The organism is Frankia sp. CcI49 (assembly GCF_001983215.1).
Taxonomy (GTDB): domain Bacteria; phylum Actinomycetota; class Actinomycetes; order Frankiales; family Frankiaceae; genus Parafrankia; species Parafrankia irregularis.
This window is the reverse complement of record NZ_MOWP01000047.1, coordinates 14,083-29,088: the sequence shown is the minus strand read 5'-3', so window position 1 is coordinate 29,088 and position 15,006 is coordinate 14,083. Positions and strand designations below refer to the sequence as shown.

The 15,006-nt window shown below is 71.3% G+C and carries 13 protein-coding genes; 9 read left to right on the top strand and 4 right to left on the bottom strand.

What is annotated here, in order from left to right:
• Window positions 1-70 precede the first annotated feature (70 nt).
• Window positions 71-532 carry a MarR family transcriptional regulator gene (locus tag CcI49_RS36910; RefSeq protein WP_054571030.1) on the top strand — a complete coding sequence of 154 codons (462 nt, stop codon included), beginning with the start codon at window positions 71-73 and terminating at the stop codon, window positions 530-532.
• Window positions 533-548: 16 nt separating this feature from the next.
• Here the strand turns inward: CcI49_RS36910 and CcI49_RS36905 are convergent, their stop codons facing one another.
• Complete coding sequence (locus CcI49_RS36905) at window positions 549-1,136, bottom strand: TetR family transcriptional regulator (RefSeq protein WP_054571029.1); 588 nt, start codon at window positions 1,134-1,136, stop codon at window positions 549-551.
• 121 nt (window positions 1,137-1,257) lie between these two features.
• On the opposite strand from CcI49_RS36905, the gene CcI49_RS36900 reads away from it, so the two are divergent.
• A complete protein-coding gene (locus tag CcI49_RS36900) occupies window positions 1,258-2,889 on the top strand; it encodes an MFS transporter (RefSeq protein ID WP_054571028.1) in 1,632 nt (543 codons plus the stop codon).
• A 266-nt stretch (window positions 2,890-3,155) separates the two neighbouring features.
• Here CcI49_RS36900 and CcI49_RS36895 read toward each other — a convergent pair whose 3' ends face one another.
• Both CcI49_RS36895 and CcI49_RS36890 read right to left on the bottom strand, forming a co-directional pair.
• The gene (locus tag CcI49_RS36895; protein ID WP_054571027.1) at window positions 3,156-3,893 is read right to left on the bottom strand and encodes a TetR/AcrR family transcriptional regulator; all 738 of its coding nucleotides are present in this window, start codon (window positions 3,891-3,893) and stop codon (window positions 3,156-3,158) included.
• A gap of 100 nt (window positions 3,894-3,993) precedes the next feature.
• Entirely contained in the window at window positions 3,994-5,556 is a 1,563-nt protein-coding gene (locus CcI49_RS36890; protein ID WP_235498432.1) for an MFS transporter, read from the bottom strand.
• A 288-nt stretch (window positions 5,557-5,844) separates the two neighbouring features.
• On the opposite strand from CcI49_RS36890, the gene CcI49_RS36885 reads away from it, so the two are divergent.
• The 3 genes from CcI49_RS36885 (at window position 5,845) to CcI49_RS36875 (ending at window position 9,468) form a co-directional block, all read left to right on the top strand.
• Window positions 5,845-6,351, top strand: coding sequence for a DUF1990 domain-containing protein (locus tag CcI49_RS36885; protein WP_054571122.1), 507 nt, complete (start codon window positions 5,845-5,847; stop codon window positions 6,349-6,351).
• 265 nt (window positions 6,352-6,616) lie between these two features.
• Window positions 6,617-7,243, top strand: a complete 627-nt coding sequence (locus CcI49_RS36880; protein WP_076834263.1) for a TetR/AcrR family transcriptional regulator — start codon at window positions 6,617-6,619, stop codon at window positions 7,241-7,243.
• A gap of 41 nt (window positions 7,244-7,284) precedes the next feature.
• Window positions 7,285-9,468 (top strand): ATP-binding protein, encoded by a 2,184-nt coding sequence (locus tag CcI49_RS36875; RefSeq protein WP_076834261.1) that lies wholly within the window; start codon window positions 7,285-7,287, stop codon window positions 9,466-9,468.
• Between the two features lie 65 nt (window positions 9,469-9,533).
• Here the strand turns inward: CcI49_RS36875 and CcI49_RS36870 are convergent, their stop codons facing one another.
• Window positions 9,534-10,187: a DUF2278 family protein gene (locus CcI49_RS36870; protein WP_054571024.1), complete on the bottom strand. Its 654-nt coding sequence runs from the start codon at window positions 10,185-10,187 to the stop codon at window positions 9,534-9,536.
• 365 nt (window positions 10,188-10,552) lie between these two features.
• Between CcI49_RS36870 and CcI49_RS36865 the strand changes: the two genes are divergently transcribed.
• The 4 genes from CcI49_RS36865 to CcI49_RS36850 all read left to right on the top strand — a co-directional run bounded on the left by CcI49_RS36865 (window position 10,553) and on the right by CcI49_RS36850 (window position 14,878).
• Window positions 10,553-11,296 (top strand): ABC transporter ATP-binding protein, encoded by a 744-nt coding sequence (locus CcI49_RS36865; RefSeq protein WP_054571023.1) that lies wholly within the window; start codon window positions 10,553-10,555, stop codon window positions 11,294-11,296.
• Window positions 11,296-12,807 carry an ABC transporter permease gene (locus tag CcI49_RS36860; protein WP_241840485.1) on the top strand — a complete coding sequence of 504 codons (1,512 nt, stop codon included), beginning with the start codon at window positions 11,296-11,298 and terminating at the stop codon, window positions 12,805-12,807. Before CcI49_RS36865 ends, CcI49_RS36860 begins: the two co-directional genes overlap by 1 nt.
• Window positions 12,807-14,051: a histidine kinase gene (locus tag CcI49_RS44315; RefSeq protein ID WP_076834259.1), complete on the top strand. Its 1,245-nt coding sequence runs from the start codon at window positions 12,807-12,809 to the stop codon at window positions 14,049-14,051. Before CcI49_RS36860 ends, CcI49_RS44315 begins: the two co-directional genes overlap by 1 nt.
• 89 nt (window positions 14,052-14,140) lie before the next feature.
• Window positions 14,141-14,878 (top strand): response regulator transcription factor, encoded by a 738-nt coding sequence (locus tag CcI49_RS36850; RefSeq protein WP_076834304.1) that lies wholly within the window; start codon window positions 14,141-14,143, stop codon window positions 14,876-14,878.
• Window positions 14,879-15,006: the final 128 nt, after the last annotated feature.

Genomic DNA, 15,006 nt, shown 5'->3' with positions numbered 1-15,006 from the left:
TAACGTCAAACATTGATTGCGGCCAACAAAAACTGTTCGTGATCGGGGTTGGGCGAGGTAGTGTCGAGGCGTGATCCATTCGGCCGGGCAGGAGGCCTGGCTTGCCATCCAGGTGCTGATCATGGCCGGTGAGGGGCAGCGGCAACTGCATCGGGTCTGTCAGGAGGTCGATCTCCCGCCGGGTGCGCTGAAGGTGCTGCTCGTGCTGTGCGGGGGGCCGCGGCCCATGCGGGAGCTGGTCGGCTTCTTCCAGCTGGACCCGTCCTACATCACCAGCATGGTGGACGCACTCGAGCGCCGCGGCGTCGCACGGCGCGAACCGCATCCGACCGACCGGCGTGCCAAGACTGTCGCGATCACCGAGGATGGGCGCAAGGTCGTCGAGCGGGCCAGGGAGCTGATGACGGTTCCACCGCAGTCCTTCGACGTGCTCTCCGCGGCCGAGCAGCAGCAGTTGCTCGCCCTGCTGCTGCGCGTCCTCGACGCCGAGCTGGACATCCCGGATGTGATGCGCCCGAGGCCAACGGCCTGAGCCTCCTAACCCGCGGCTAGGTTCCAAGCACGCAGTGCAGTGCCGGTTCCAGCTGGTCGAAGGCCCGTTTGCCGATCTCGAGCAGGTCGAGCCGCCCGTCCGAGGTCTCCCAGTGGAGCAGGACGGCGTCGAGGGTGGCGAGCGTCCAGCTGGTGATCAGGCGGGCGGCGAGCGGGTCGTGGTCCGGCCCCAGCCGGGCGATGACCGAGGCGGTCAGCGCGGCGGTTCGCGCCCGTTGGGCATCGGACAGCCGCGTGCTCAGCTCCGGCCGGCTGGTGACCATGCGCAGGACGGCGAGCGCGGGGGCGGGGCTGTCGGCGCATGACTGCAGCACCGTGAAGGTCGCCGAACGCAGCGTGGCGACGACGGGTTCGTCCGGGGGGCGGGCGTCGACGATGCCGTCGAAGCCGCCGGAGTGGAAGATCTCGCTGACCACGTCCTCCTTCGCCGGGTAGTAGCGAAAGAATGTGCGTGGTGACACCTCGGCCGCGGCCGAGATGTCCTCGACGGTGGTCGCCTCGTAGCCGCGCTCGGTGAACAGCGCCATCGCGGCCGCCGCGAGTGCCTCGCGCGTCCGTTCCTTCTTCGTCTCCCGAAGACCCATGACCGCCTCCCCGGCCGCGATGGTACCAATCCTGGCATCAGAATGTTAAATGGCACACGGTTGCCACTTCGCTTGCGGGGTGTGAGGCTGGTAGAACCCCTGACCTGAGCGGAGACCCCGAATGACTTCACCACCGTCCACGACCGCCGCGCACCGGCCCGACGGGGCGAGGAAGGGCGCGGGCGCGCAGGCCAGCGGCGGTGGCCGGCTGGAGAGGCTGCGGGCGAATCCGTGGCTGACGCTGGTCAGCGTCGCCCTCGGCGTGATCATGGTCGGTCTCGACGGCACCGTGGTGTCGATCGCGAACCCGTTCATCGCCCGCGATCTCGACGCAAGCCTGCAGAGCCTGCAGTGGGTCACGAACGCCTATCTGCTCGCGCTCGCGGTGCTTCTGATCGTCGGCGGAAAGCTCGGTGACCGGTTCGGCCGGAAGAAGGTCTTCCTCGTCGGCATCGCCGGGTTCGCGGTGACGTCGCTGCTCGTCGGCCTGTCCGGCAGCATCGGCGAGGTCATCGTGTGGCGTGCGCTGCAGGGCGTGTTCGGTGCGCTGCTGATGCCGAACACGCTGGCGCTGCTGCGTTCGGTCTTCCCGGCCGAGAAGCTCAACTCCGCCATCGGGATCTGGGGAGCGAGCTCCGCGATCTCGATTGCGGCCGGCCCGATCATCGGTGGCCTCCTCGTCGAGAACGTCTCCTGGGAGTCCGTGTTCTACCTCAACATTCCGGTCGGGGTCGTCGCCCTTGTCGTCGGCCTGGCGGTGGTCAGGGAAAGCCGTAACGAGGAGCCCGGGCAGCGCTTCGACCCACTTGGTCTGCTCCTGTTGTCCGGGGGTCTGTTCGCGCTGGTCTACGGCGTGGTGAAGGCACAGTCCTGGGGCTGGGGGAGCGTGAGCACGCTCGGCTTCCTCGGGGGTGCGGTCGTCCTGCTGGTGCTGTTCGTGCTGGTCGAGCTGCGAGTGGCGCAGCCGTTGCTGCCGATGTCGCTCTTCCGGGACAGGTCGGTCACCCTTGGCAGCATCCTGGTGCTGGTGAACTTCTTCGCTATGTTCGGTGTGCTGTTCTTCCTCACGCTCTATCTGCAGAACGTGCACGGATACTCCGCTGTCGACACCGGTCTCAGGCTGCTTCCGCTGACCGCGGTCTTCATGGTCGGCAGCCCGGTGGCGGCCAGCCTGACCACCAGGTTCGGCCCGCGGGTACCGATCGGCGTCGGGATGTTCGTGCTGTCGCTGGCCCTGTTCTGGATGACGACGCTCGGCACGCACACGTCCTACCTGCGGCTGTGGCCGTCGCTGCTCGCCATCGGGGTGGGCATCGCCTTCGTGTCGGTCGCCTCGGCCGAGGCCATCGTCGGGAACGCCCCGCTGGAGCTGTCCGGGGTCGCGGGTGGTCTGCAGAGCACGGCCATGCAGCTCGGCGGCGCGATCGGGACGTCGGTGCTGGGTTCCGTGCTGGCAGCCAGGGTCGAGGGCGTCCTGTTCGACAAGACGGTGAACGCCGGTGCGCCGCCCGAGATCGCCGCCCGGGCCGCGCAGGGGACGGAGGAGGTCGTCCAGGGTCTCGTGCCGACGTCGACCGGGGCCTCCGGGCAGGTCGCCGACGCGGTGGCCGCGGGCGCGCACGCAGCCTTCATGTCCGGCCTGCATGTCGCGCTGCTGGTGGGCGCGACCGTCGCGTTGATCGGCGCGCTGGCCGCACCACTGATCCGGACGAGCGGTAGGCCCGGCGAGGCTGCCCCCGCGTTCGCGGCCTGACGCGGCCGGGCGACGGGGGTGGCGGTTGTCACTCGACGACTGGCCTCCCCCAGGGATTCGGCACCGTCGCGCCGCATCAGCAATTCGCCGCACGAGGGACAAAAAGGGCGCAGAGTCGTTTGGTAATCCGCAAGGGTGGAGGATTTTGGTCGTTCCGACAGCCAAAATCCTCCACCCTTGCTCGGCAGCAGCCAAAGTCCAAAGCTCGGGATTCTGCTAAATGCTCTGCGGCAGCCGAAATCCGCACTTCTTGCGGGTTGCCACGTTCAGAGATTCGGAACGGGTGGATGCGCGAGCGGGGCCGCCCCCGGGCGCAGCCCGGCCAGGAGCAGGTCGAGGTAACGCTCGACGGCGCTGAGGCCGGCCGGGGCGGACATGTCCACCACGCCGCGTAGGGACCACATGAGCATCACGATGTCCGTGATGGTGACATCCGGTCGTATCGTGCCGGCCTGCTGGGCCTGGACGAGGAGCTCCGCCAGCACCGCGCGGAAGGCCATGCGCGGCTCGTCCGGCTGAGCCGCATCGTAGATCTTCATCATGTATCCGCGCTTGCTGACCTGGACGGCGGCGCAGCGGCGCAGTGTCCGTTCCAGGCCAGCGCCGTCGGCGGCGCCGAGCTCTGCCCGGGCGTCGTCCACCAGCGCGCGCAGCAGATCCTCGGCGAGCTGCGCGATCAGGTGCTCCTTGGTGGGGAACCGCCGGTACAGCGTGCCGACCCCGACACCGGCCCGGCGAGCGATCTCCTCGACGTTGGCGTCGATCCCACGCTCGGCGAAGACCTCGCAGGCCGCGGTGATGATCCGGTCCCGGTTGCGGGCGGCGTCCTGGCGCAGGCGGGGCGTTGCCGGCGCTTCGGCGCCCGCGCCGGTGCTCGAGCCTGTGTCGGTGCTCGAGCCTGTGTCGGTTTTCGAGACGGCCGCCGGAGCCGGCCCCGGCGGTGCGGCCAGGCTGGACTCAGATACGGGCGCCGGTGTGGATGGCGGCGCGGGCATCCTGCTCATTACGTCCTCTCCCGGTCGGCGGCTCCCGGGCGAGTCGGCTGGTGGGCGGCGACCGGCGCCGGTCTGGGAGCCGAGCCGGCACCCAGACCGGTCGACGTGGTCAGTCGACCAGTTCAGCCCCGGCGACGAGTGCGGATTCCGCGTGCTCGTGCCGGCCCGAGAGTTCCAACACGACAGTTTCGTTCCTGAAACGTGGAATGAGCAACGCGACCGCCGCCGCGACGACGCTCGCGGCGGCCAGGAACAGGAAGCCGTGGCTGTAGCCGCTGGCCTTCGGCCGGCTGCCCGCGGTCGTGCCGCTGGCGACCAGCACGGCGATCACGGCCGAGCCGAGCGAGCCGCCGATGGTCCGGATGTTGGCGTTCATGCCGCTCGCCACACCGGTCTGGGTGGGCGGCACGGACTCGACGATGATGTTCGCCAGCGCGGCGAAGACCAGGCCCATGCCCCCGCCGAACATCGTGGACGCGAACAGGATCTCCCAGACGTAGTCGTTGAGGTAGCCGAACATGATCATCGGTAGCACGCTGATCAGCGAACCGAGGACCACCGCGGCCCGCGAGCCGATGCTCGCCGCCACCCGGGCGCTGAACATGCTCACCACGAACATCGCCAGGGTCATCGGCAGGCAGTACAGGCCCGACTCGGTCACGCTCGCGCCCAGGCCGTAGCCGGCACTGGTAGGGGTCTGGAGGAAGGCGGGCAGGAACGACATCGTCCCGTAGAGGCCCATGCCGAACATCAGCGCCACGAGGTTCGCGGTCCAGACCGGGCGCTGGCGCATCATCCGCAGATCGATCAGCGGCTCCCTGGCCCGGCTCTCCGCGACCAGCCACAGCAGCAGCAGCACCGCGGCAGCCCCGAACAGGCCCAGGACGCGCCCCGACGTCCAGCCCCAGGCACGGCCCTCGCTGACACCGAGCAGCAGTGAGACGAGCCAGCCGGCGAGCAGGACCCCGCCGAGCCAGCTGACTCCCCCGGGCGTGCGGTTGCGCGACTCCGGGATGAACTTCGCCGCCGCGGCGGCCGCGAGCAGCACGACAGCCATCGGCGCCCAGAACAGCCAGTGGTAGCCGAACGCGTCCTCGATCGGGCCGGCGAGGACGAGGCCGGCACCGGCGCCGACCGCGGTCAGGGCGGCTATGACTCCGACCGCCGTACCGACTTTCTCCCGGGGCAGCTCGTCGCGCAGGATCCCGAAGGACAGGGGCAGGATCGCGCCACCGCAGCCCTGGATCGCCCGGCCGATGATCATGATGCCGATGTTGGGTGCCAGCGCCGACACCAGCGCGCCGAGTGCCAGCAGCAGCAGGGCGAGAACGAAGATCTTCTTCTTGCCCGCCATGTCGCCGATGCGGCCGAGGATCGGTGTGGCGATGGAGGCGGCGAGCAGATAGGCGGTCATCACCCAGGTGACCGTGCTCTGGTCGGTGTGCAGCTCGCGCTGGATCGTCGGCAGGACCGGGCCCACCAGGGACTGCAGCAACGCGAACGCCGCCGTTCCCGCGATGACCACGCCGTAGGTCAGCTGGTAGCTGTTCGCCCTGTCCGCGCTGCCTGACCTGTTTGTGTTGCCTGCGCTGCCTGACCTGCCTGACCTGCCTGCGCTGCTCGTGCTGCTCGCCGTGCCCGCCTTCATCCGCGCCCTCTCGACTGCCGCCACGAAGATCGATTGATGTGGCTCCTCGCCGGCTGGCAGCGCGGCGCCCAGGCAGAAGTGGAATCGAGATTCCGGTCGCTGTCAAGAACGCTGCCGCTGGGCGGAGGTGGGCCCTTTGCGTGAACCTCTGTGAGGTGATGGGTGTGGTCGGCCGGGCTGCGACAGGGCTCACTCCGCCGCCAGTCGTCCGAATTGTCCATATTTGAACTGCGTAGGAGGTCTGATTTGCGACTACAGCGAAGCTCTCCGTCATCACTCGAACGTGATGTTCATCGCTGTCGGAACCTCGAGCTGACCTATCCCGAACGGGGCGCGACGGCGGGTCCGCTGCCCGACGGTTATCACCATGTGATGCATCGCATACAGATCGGAACAGGGCGGACGGTTTTCGACCGGGCGTCCGGCGCGCTGCTGGACTGGTCCATGCAGCGCGGCGCCGGCCTGCGGCTCGCCGCCACCCGGCCGCTGGTGGAGACCGGCGCGACGGTGCTGATGTGTGCCGGGCCGGGGCCGGTCGGCATCGCCGCGCCCTGCCGGGTCGTCTGGGTGCTCGACGAGCCGGACCGGCGCGGTTTCGCCTACGGGACGCTGCCCGGCCATCCCGAGAGTGGTGAGGAGGCCTTTGTCGTCGAGTGGGACGCCGGTGCGGTCTGGCTCACCATCGCGGCGTTCAGCCGTCCGGACGGGCTGCTGTCCAGGCTCGGCGCGCCGGTCGGCCGCAGGGTCCAGGACGTGGTGACCCGGCGGTACATCCGGGCTGTGCGTCGGCTCGTGGCTGATGCCGACCCGAAGGGGTAGGGGCCGGAGCTTGCGTCCGCGACGGCGTCCGTACCCGCGACGGCGTCCGTACCCGCGACGGCGTCTGTAACTGCGACGGCGTCCGTACCCGCGACCGCACCTGGCCGGGTGCCCGGCGGTGCCGTCTCCGCCACTGCCGCGGCCTGCCTTGCCTCGGTTCAGATATCATCCAGGACAAATACTTTACCTGGTAAAGATCGAGTTGGTGGGCCGGGAGCGTGGCTGACCGCGGGGCGGCTGATCGAGATCGGGGCGGGCGTGTCGGATGAGTGGGCTGCGGGAGCGTAAGAAGCGGCGTACCCACGACGCGCTGTCCGAGGCCGCCATCGCCCTGTTCCTGGAGCGCGGGTTCGACAACGTTTCCGTCGCCGAGGTGGCGGCCGCGGCGGAGGTCTCCAAGCCGACGTTGTTCGCCTACTTCCCCACCAAGGAGGACCTCGTCCTGCACCGTCTCGTCGATCACGCGGGCGAGGCCGGTCGGGTGGTGCGGGCGCGGCCCGCGGGCGAGTCGCCGTTGCAGGCCCTGGAGAACCACTTCGTCGCCGGTCTGGCGCGGCGCGATCCCGTGACCGGCCTGAACGGTGACCCCGCGGTCCTCGCCTTCCACGGGATGGTCTTCGACACGCCGAGCCTGGCCGGGCGGGTCGCCCAGTACACAGCCCGGGACGAGGAGGCGCTCGCCGCGGCGCTGGCCGAGGCGGTACCGGCGGCCGGTGACCTGGCCGCGCGGCTGGCGGCCAGCCAGGTTCTCGCCGTGTGCCGGGTGCTCGCCCGGGAGAACTGGCGCCAGCTCTGCCTGCCGCGGCCCRCACCCGCGGTCCATTCCGACGCGCTCGCCGCCGCCCGCCTGGCTTTCCGGGCGCTGCGGAACGGGCTCGTCGAATTCGCGTGAAACCGCCAGCCGGGCCACCGGACGCCAGACAGGGAGTTCTGTTGTACGCGCAGAGGACCGGCCCGACCGAGGACGTCGCGCGAGGCGATGAGCTGTGTGCGGAGCAGGCCTATCTGCGTCGTGCGCTGCTCGCGCTGCGCGGAATGTTCGAACAGGTGCGGAACACCGCCGTCGCCGCCGGCGACCCGGTGGCGGACAAGGTGACGAACGCGTATCTGCGGATCGACCGGGAACGGCGGCTCGCGGCACTCGGCCCGCGCGACGATTCGATACCGCTGTTCTTCGGGCGCCTCGACTACCGGCAGGACCACCCAGCTTCGGCACCGGCACCGGCGGTGGCGCTGGCCGAGGTGCCGGCCGCGCCGGTCTACCTGGGCCGCCGGCTCGTCCGGGAGGAGGCGGGTGACGACCCGCTGGTGGTCGACTGGCGGGCCGACGTCGCGCGCCCCTTCTACCGGGCACACCGCGCCGACCCGATGGGCCTGCGGGTCCGGCGCAGGTTCGGGTTCGTCGACGGCGAGCTGACCGCGTTCGAGGACGAGGCCTTCGGACCCGGTGCCACCACCAGCTACGACGAGACCGCCGCGACGGCAGCGACCGCCGCGACGAGCCTGCTCGAGCAGGAGATCCAGCGGCCGCGGTCCGGCCCGATGCGGGACATCGTCGCGACGATCCAGCCGGAGCAGGACGAGATCGTCCGCGCCGGGCTCGAGCTCAGTATCTGCGTGCAGGGCGCACCTGGTACGGGGAAGACCGCGGTCGGGCTGCACCGCGCCGCCTATCTGCTGTACACCTACCGCGAGCGGCTGGCGCGTTCCGGGGTGCTGGTCGTCGGCCCGAACCGCGCCTTCCTCGGCTACATCGCCTCGGTGCTGCCGGCGTTGGGGGAGTTCACCGTCGAGCAGCGCAGCATCCTCGACCTGCTCGACACGCCGTCCACGCCGTCCACGCCGGCCAGGCCGGCCGCGTCGGCCGCGTCGGCCGCGCGCGGCAGCGGTGCCGCCGAGCCGGAGGATGTCGCCGTCCTCAAAGGTGACGCGCGGATGGCCACCGTGATCCGGCGTGCTCTGCACGGTGCCATCCAGGCACCCACCGGGCCGGTCACCATCGTCACGAGGGAGGGCCGCTGGACCGTCGCCGAGCAGGAGGTGACGTCCATGCTCACCGCGCTGCGGTCCGGCTCGTACGGGTATGGCCCAGGCCGGGCGATGCTGGCCCGGCGGATCGGCGCGGCCGCCGCGCGCCGGGCGGAGCTGGCCGGGGCACACATCACCGACGCCGGCATCGAGGCCTTGGCCCGCAGCCGACCGGTTCGCGCGGCGGTCGAGGCGATCTGGCCGAAGGCCGACGGGGCGAAGCTGATCCGGCGCCTGTTCACCGACCCGGAGTTCCTCGCCGCGGCGGCCGAGGGGGTGCTGACGGGAGCGGAACAGGCCCTGCTCGTCGGCCACCGGTCCCGCGGCGGGTCGGTCGCGGACGCCTACTGCGTGGACGAGGCGCGACATCTGATCGAGCGGGTGCCCGGCTTCGGCCATGTGATCGTCGACGAGGCGCAGGACCTGTCGGCGATGCAGTGCCGGGCGATCGGGCGCAGGTGCGAGCAGGGATCGCTGACCGTCCTGGGCGACCTGGCGCAGGGAACCAGCGCCTGGGCCGCCGGCAGCTGGCAGGACCTGCTGGCCCACCTGGGTAAACCGGCCACTCATGTCGAGGTGCTGGACCGCAGCCACCGGGTGCCCGCCGAGATCCTCGGCTACGCGAACCGGCTGTTGCCGAGCATCGCGCCGCACGTTCCGCCCGCGACATCGGTCCGCCACGTTCCGGCTGCGTTGACCGTGGTCCGAGCGGCGTCGGACCGGCTGGCCGTGCCGGACAGGCTGGCCGCGGAGGTCACGGCACAGGCGCGTGTCGTGCTGCGCAACGAGGGCTCCACCGCGGTGCTCGTCGCCGACAGCCAGCTGGCTGCCATCGGCCCGGTGCTGCGCGACGCGGGCCTGCCCTTCATCGAGCTGCGGGAGGACACCGCGCCCGGCCGGTTCGCGCTGGTGCCCGCCTCACTGGCGAAGGGACTGGAGTTCGACCATGTGATCCTCGCCGAGCCGGCCGCCGTCGTCGCCGGTGAACCTGGACGAACGAACGGGCTTCGCCGCCTCTACGTCCTGCTGACCCGTGCGGTGACCTCGCTGACGGTCGTCCACGCCGACGACCTGCCCGCGGAGCTCTGACCGCTGTTCCGCGGGCGCGGCGCAATCCGTCCCGGGGGCATCCGGGCGGGCCGGTCAGTCGATGATCAGACGGGCAGGCCGTTGTCGTCGGTGTTGAGGACCTGGGGCTTGAACTTGGTGAGAAAGGCGTTGAGCTCACCGCTCGCCGACCTGATGATCGTGCCGCCGTCCTGCCAGATGCCGTCCAGCCGTTGGAAGTCGCCGGGCGGGTCACCCTGGTTCAGGTGTATGTCGTGGACGCCGAGCCCATGGTTGTAGGGGGCGCCGAAGACGTACACCTGCTGGCAGCCGGTGAGGCGTTTCTCCAGCAGGTCGAGCGCGTTGTCGGCGGTGCTCTCGACCCAGCCGAACCGCGGTGAGCGCAGCACGGAATTGACCAGTGTGATCAGCGGGTTGGCGATGACCGTCACACAGCCGCGGCCACGCAGAAGGGGGGAGCGCAGATAGTCCAGCGCGCCGGAGGTGGCGTCGCGCGCCAGCACATGCCAGCCCGGCCCGAGCGCGGCGACCGGCGCGAACAGCGCCTCGTCGAGATTGCGCACCTCGCGGTACTGAATCGGCACGCCGCTGGGCGTCGACACATCCACCGCGCACTCGTACTGACCCGCGGGCGCGTTGACGTACATCTTGCCGTGGTACCAGGACCCGAAGTCGTTCGGATCTTCGCGCGCGAACCGATCCAGTGTGCCGATCAGGACGCCATAACCTGCCAGTGGCATGCCTGCCCCCGCGTCACACGAAAATGGAACGGGTGTTGATCGCGAGAGGTCCTGTTAATCCCCGGGAACGCGCCATTTCAGTTTCCCCCCGACCGCATGCCCGACACGGGCATGCCTCCTGCGGGCTATCCTGCCCGATTTGCGGATCGTAGCACCGTCTTATAGGTGAAAGTCCGTCCGCCACGGCAGGCGGCTGGCCGCGCACACGTCGCCGGGGGGCGCCCGGGGTTCCGGCGGAAGTGCCGGTCGGGGGTGGGGACAGCCCCACCATGAAGAGGCCCCTTACGCCCATCGACCGGTCCGGGCGCGGTTTCTAGCGTCTGAGGTGCGCTTTTCCAGCCCCTTCCCGCCTCCGGAGCGTTCCGTTGACCAGGTACAGCCCCGTTCTCGAAGTACACGACCTCGCCCGGACCTACGGGTCCGGAACCGGGAGCGTCGCCGCGCTTTCCGGTGTTTCCGCCGCGTTCGCGCGCGGCACGTTCACCGCCGTCATGGGCCCGTCCGGCTCGGGCAAGTCCACCTTCCTGGCCTGCGCCGCCGGGCTGGAGCCACCGACGTCCGGCCGGGTGGTGATCGACGGCGCGGACATCACCGACTGGGACGAGGAACGTCGTACCCTGCTGCGCCGCGAGCGGATCGGCTTCGTCTTCCAGGACTTCCATCTGATGCCCTACCTGAGCGCGACGCAGAACGTCGGCCTGCCGCTGCGCCTCGCGGGCCGCCGGCCGGACCAGCGCCGCGTCCGTGCCCTGCTGGAGCAGGTCGGGCTCGGCGAGCGGGCCGGCCACCTGCCGGCGGCGCTGTCCGGCGGGCAGCGCCAGCGGGTCGCCGTCGCCCGGGCGCTGGTCACCGACCCGGCGGTGGTCCTCGCCGACGAGCCGACCGGCGCGCTCGACTCGGCGTCCGCCGCCTCGCTGCTCGAACTGCTCCGCGGCTGCGTCGACGAGCTGGGCCAGACCGTCGTCATGGTCACCCACGACCCGGTCGCCGCGGCGTACGCCGACTCGGTCATCTTCCTGGTCGACGGGCGGGTCGCGGGCCGTATGGAACACCCCACCGCCACGGCGGTCGCCGGCCAGCTGGCCCGTCTCGACGAGTGGGTGGCCTGATGAGCACGCCGGTGGGGACGTCGGTGAGAACTCCGGCGAGCAGGCCGGTGGGGCGTCCGGTGAGCCTGGGGTGGCTGGCGCTGCGCTCGCTGCGGCACCGGCGCGCCGCGTTCGCCGCGACGTTCGTCGCCGTGCTGCTCGGCACGGCGCTGATCGGGTCGTTCGCGACCCTGATCGAGACGGCGGCCGGCCCGGTCCCGGCGCAGGACGCCGAGTCGCTGCGCATCATGGGCACCGTGGTCGGGGGCTGGGGCGCGGTGATCGTGCTGTTCTCGGTCGCTTCGACGGTCGGTATCACGGTCGGCCAGCGCGACGTCGAGATCGGCCTGCTGCGCACGATCGGGGCCACGCCACGTCAGGTCCGCCGGCTGGTCCGGATGGAGACGTCCGTGGTGTGCCTGGCCGCGTCGGTGATCGGGGCCGCCGTCGCCTTCGGCGGCGGTTACGCGCTGCTGGCGGCACTGGAGGCGGCCGACGTCGTGACTGATGTGGAGTACCGCGGTGGCGTCCGCTCGCTGTCGGCCACGGTGCTGGGCATCCTGCTCGTCTGCCTCGCCGCGGCGTCGATCGCCGGGCGCCGGGCGACCCGCGGGCCCGCGTCGGTCACCGCCGGCGAGGACCTGGCCGGAGCGGGGGCGGGGGCCGGTGCAGGGGCCGGAGGTGGAGCCGGGGCGGGGCCCGTCCGCTGGTGGCRGGTGCCGCTCGCACTGCTGCTCATCGGGTACGGCGCCGCGATGGGCGTCATCACCGTGACGGTCACCGGCCACTCGGACGACCCGTACGACGCGATGTCGACCGCCGGCTCCAACTCGATCCTGGTCGGGGTGGGTCTCGCCCTGCTCGGCCCGGTGCTGCTACCGGCCGGTGCGTGGCTCGCCCGGCCGTTCCTGCATAACCGCGGTGGCGCGGCCTATCTGGCGGTGTACAACCTGTCCCGGCGCGCCCACCTGCTGTCCGGGGTGTTCGGGCCGGTGGTCGTGCTGACGTCGGCCGGCGTCGGCACGCTGATGCTGGTCGGGACGGACGGCCGCACCCTCGTCGGCCCGCAGCCCGAGGGGACCGAGACGATCAATCTGCTGAACAACGTCGTGACGGGAATGTTCAGCCTGTTCGCCGCCATAATGGTGGTCAACTCGTTCGCTGCCGCGATCGCGCACCGGCGCGGTGAACTGCGCCAGCTCTGGCTTGTGGGCGGAACCCGCGCCCAGATCGAGCGTTCGGTGGTCGCGGAGGCGATGCTGGTGGCGGTGGTCGGTGTTGTGCTCGGCCTGGTCGGGTCACTCGCCACGATCATTCCGTTCGGCCTGGCCCGCGACGAGGGCGTGGTTCCGGACGGTCAGCTGTGGCTGCCGCCCGTGTTCGCCATCGGCGTCGGCGCCCTCACCGTGCTGACCGCGCTCGCCGTGGTGCGCCGAGCCACGCGGGCTGTTGGTGCTTCCGGTGCTGCCGGTGCCACCGAGGCCGCCGGCCCGACGCCGGGTGCTCGCGTCGCGACCCTGCCGGTGCCGTGATGCCGGAGGCGGGCCTGGGCGGCCTTCTCGCACCGATCGGGAACATCCGGCCCGGTCCCGCCGACACGCCGGCGTTGCGTGAACGGGTTCGGCTGACGGTCGTCGCCCTCGGATACGCCCTGTCGATGGTGCCGGCGCTGGTGCTGGCGATCCTGTCGGTCGTCACCATCGCGCTGGGCCCGCTGACGGTCGGGCTTGTGTTCGCGCTCGCGGTGGTGCCGGCGACCGCGGGCGTCACGGCAGGCCACCGGTGGGTCACCGGTGGCCTGCTCGGCCAGCGCCTGACAGCCACCTACGCCGACACCTCGGAGACGACCTTCCTCGCCCGGCCGCTGCGGTGGCTGCGCGACCCGGCCCGCTGGCGGGACTTCGCCTTCCTGTGGTTCTCCGCCACCGGCGGGTTCGTACTGGCGGTGATTCCGCCGGGCCTGCTGGCCGCGCCGATCACCTACCTGGTGTGGATGATCGTGGACCCGCGCTGGCTGTGGTTCCTGCTGCTGCTCCTGTCCGGCCCGGCGGTGTACGTGTGGTGGCTGGTCACGCCGGCGCTCGTGCGCGCCAGGGCGGTGGCGGAACGGGCCATCCTCGGTGGCTCCCGGGTCGCGGAGCTCCAGCGGCGGGTGGAACGGGTCACCTCGTCCCGCAGCAGCGCGCTGGACCATTCGGCTGCGGAGATCCGCCGCATCGAACGGGACCTGCACGACGGGGCGCAGGCCCGGATCGCCGCCGTCGGGATGAGTGTCGGGCTCGCCGAGAAGCTGGTCGAGCAGGACCCGGCGGCAGCCGTCGAACTGCTGCGGGAGGCGCGCGCGACGACCGTGTCCGCGCTGGAGGACCTGCGGGCGGTGGTGCGCGGCATCCATCCGCCGGTGTTGGCTGATCGTGGGCTCGTCGGGGCGGTCGAGGCGCTGGCCCTGACCCTGCCGCTGCCGGTCACGGTGTCGCTGGTGCTCGACCGGCCGCTGCCCGACCCGGTCGAGTCCGCCGCCTACTTCGCGATCGCCGAATGCCTCGCCAACACGATCAAGCACGCGGACGCGACCTTCGCCCGCGTCTCCGGCAGCCACGACGGTGAGCTGCTGCGGCTCGTCGTCGGCGACGACGGGAAGGGCGGGGCGGACATCGGCGGCGCCGGCCTCACCGGCGTCGCCCGCCGGCTCGCGGCGTTCGACGGCACGCTGGACGTCGTCAGCCCCGCCGGGGGGCCGACCACCGCCACGATGGAGATCCCGTGCCGGACCTGACCTCGCCGCCAGGCGCCGAATCCGTCCCGGGCCACGCCGTCCCGGATGGCTCGGACAGTTCGGCCTCGGACGGCCAGGGCCCGCGCCCGCTGCGGGCGGTGGTCGCCGAGGACCAGGCGCTGCTGCGGGTCGGGCTCGTCCGCATCCTGGAGGCGGGTGGGATCACCGTTGTCGCGGCGGTGGCGGACGCCGCCGGCCTCGCCGAGGCGCTGGCCCGCGACGACATCGACATCGCGATCGTCGACGTGCGGCTCCCCCCGACCCACACCACCGAGGGCCTGGAAGCGGCGATCCATGCCCGCCAGGCACGCCGGGCGGTGATCGGGCAGGGGCAGGGCTTGGGCACGGGCCCGGCGGGGGATACCGCGCCGGCAGAGCAGTCGTCGGAGCCGGCAGTGCCGCTGGTGCTGCCGGTGCTGGTGCTGAGCCAGTGGGTGGAGCCGCTGTACGCCCGCGACCTGCTCGCCTCCGGCGCCGGGGCGGTCGGCTACCTGCTGAAGGACCGGGTCGCCGACGTGGACGAATTCCTCGYCGCGGTGCGCCAGGTGGCGTCAGGCGGGACGGTGCTCGACCCCGAGGTGGTCGCCAGGCTCGTCTCCCGCCGCGAACGCCCGCTGGACCGGCTCACCGCGCGGGAGCGGGACGTCCTCACCCTGATGGCGCAGGGGCGTTCGAACGCCGCCATCGCCGCCCAGCTCGTGATCACGGACAAGGCGGTCGGCAAGCACACCAACAGCATCTTCACCAAGCTCGACCTGCCCCCGGCCACCGACGACAACCGCCGCGTGCTCGCCGTCCTCACCTGGCTGAACTCGACGAGCCTGTAAACAACGGCCGGAACGCCAGACAGCTTCTGCCCCCAGCTACCGATCCGCTGGCACCCCCCGGGCGGCCAGGGCATCGGACGTCCGGTGATCAGTGGTAGGAAGATTGCTGACGGTGGGGCGCAGTCCAG

Excerpts from the sequence above, each read along its gene's own strand:
- CcI49_RS44315 (WP_076834259.1), top strand. The coding sequence starts at position 12,807 with ATGCCGGAGGCGGGCCTGGGCGGCCTTCTCGCACCGATCGGGAACATC.
- CcI49_RS36870 (WP_054571024.1), bottom strand. The coding sequence starts at position 10,187 with ATGCCACTGGCAGGTTATGGCGTCCTGATCGGCACACTGGATCGGTTC.
- CcI49_RS36900 (WP_054571028.1), top strand. The coding sequence starts at position 1,258 with ATGACTTCACCACCGTCCACGACCGCCGCGCACCGGCCCGACGGGGCG.
- CcI49_RS36905 (WP_054571029.1), bottom strand. The coding sequence starts at position 1,136 with ATGGGTCTTCGGGAGACGAAGAAGGAACGGACGCGCGAGGCACTCGCG.
- CcI49_RS36895 (WP_054571027.1), bottom strand. The coding sequence starts at position 3,893 with ATGAGCAGGATGCCCGCGCCGCCATCCACACCGGCGCCCGTATCTGAG.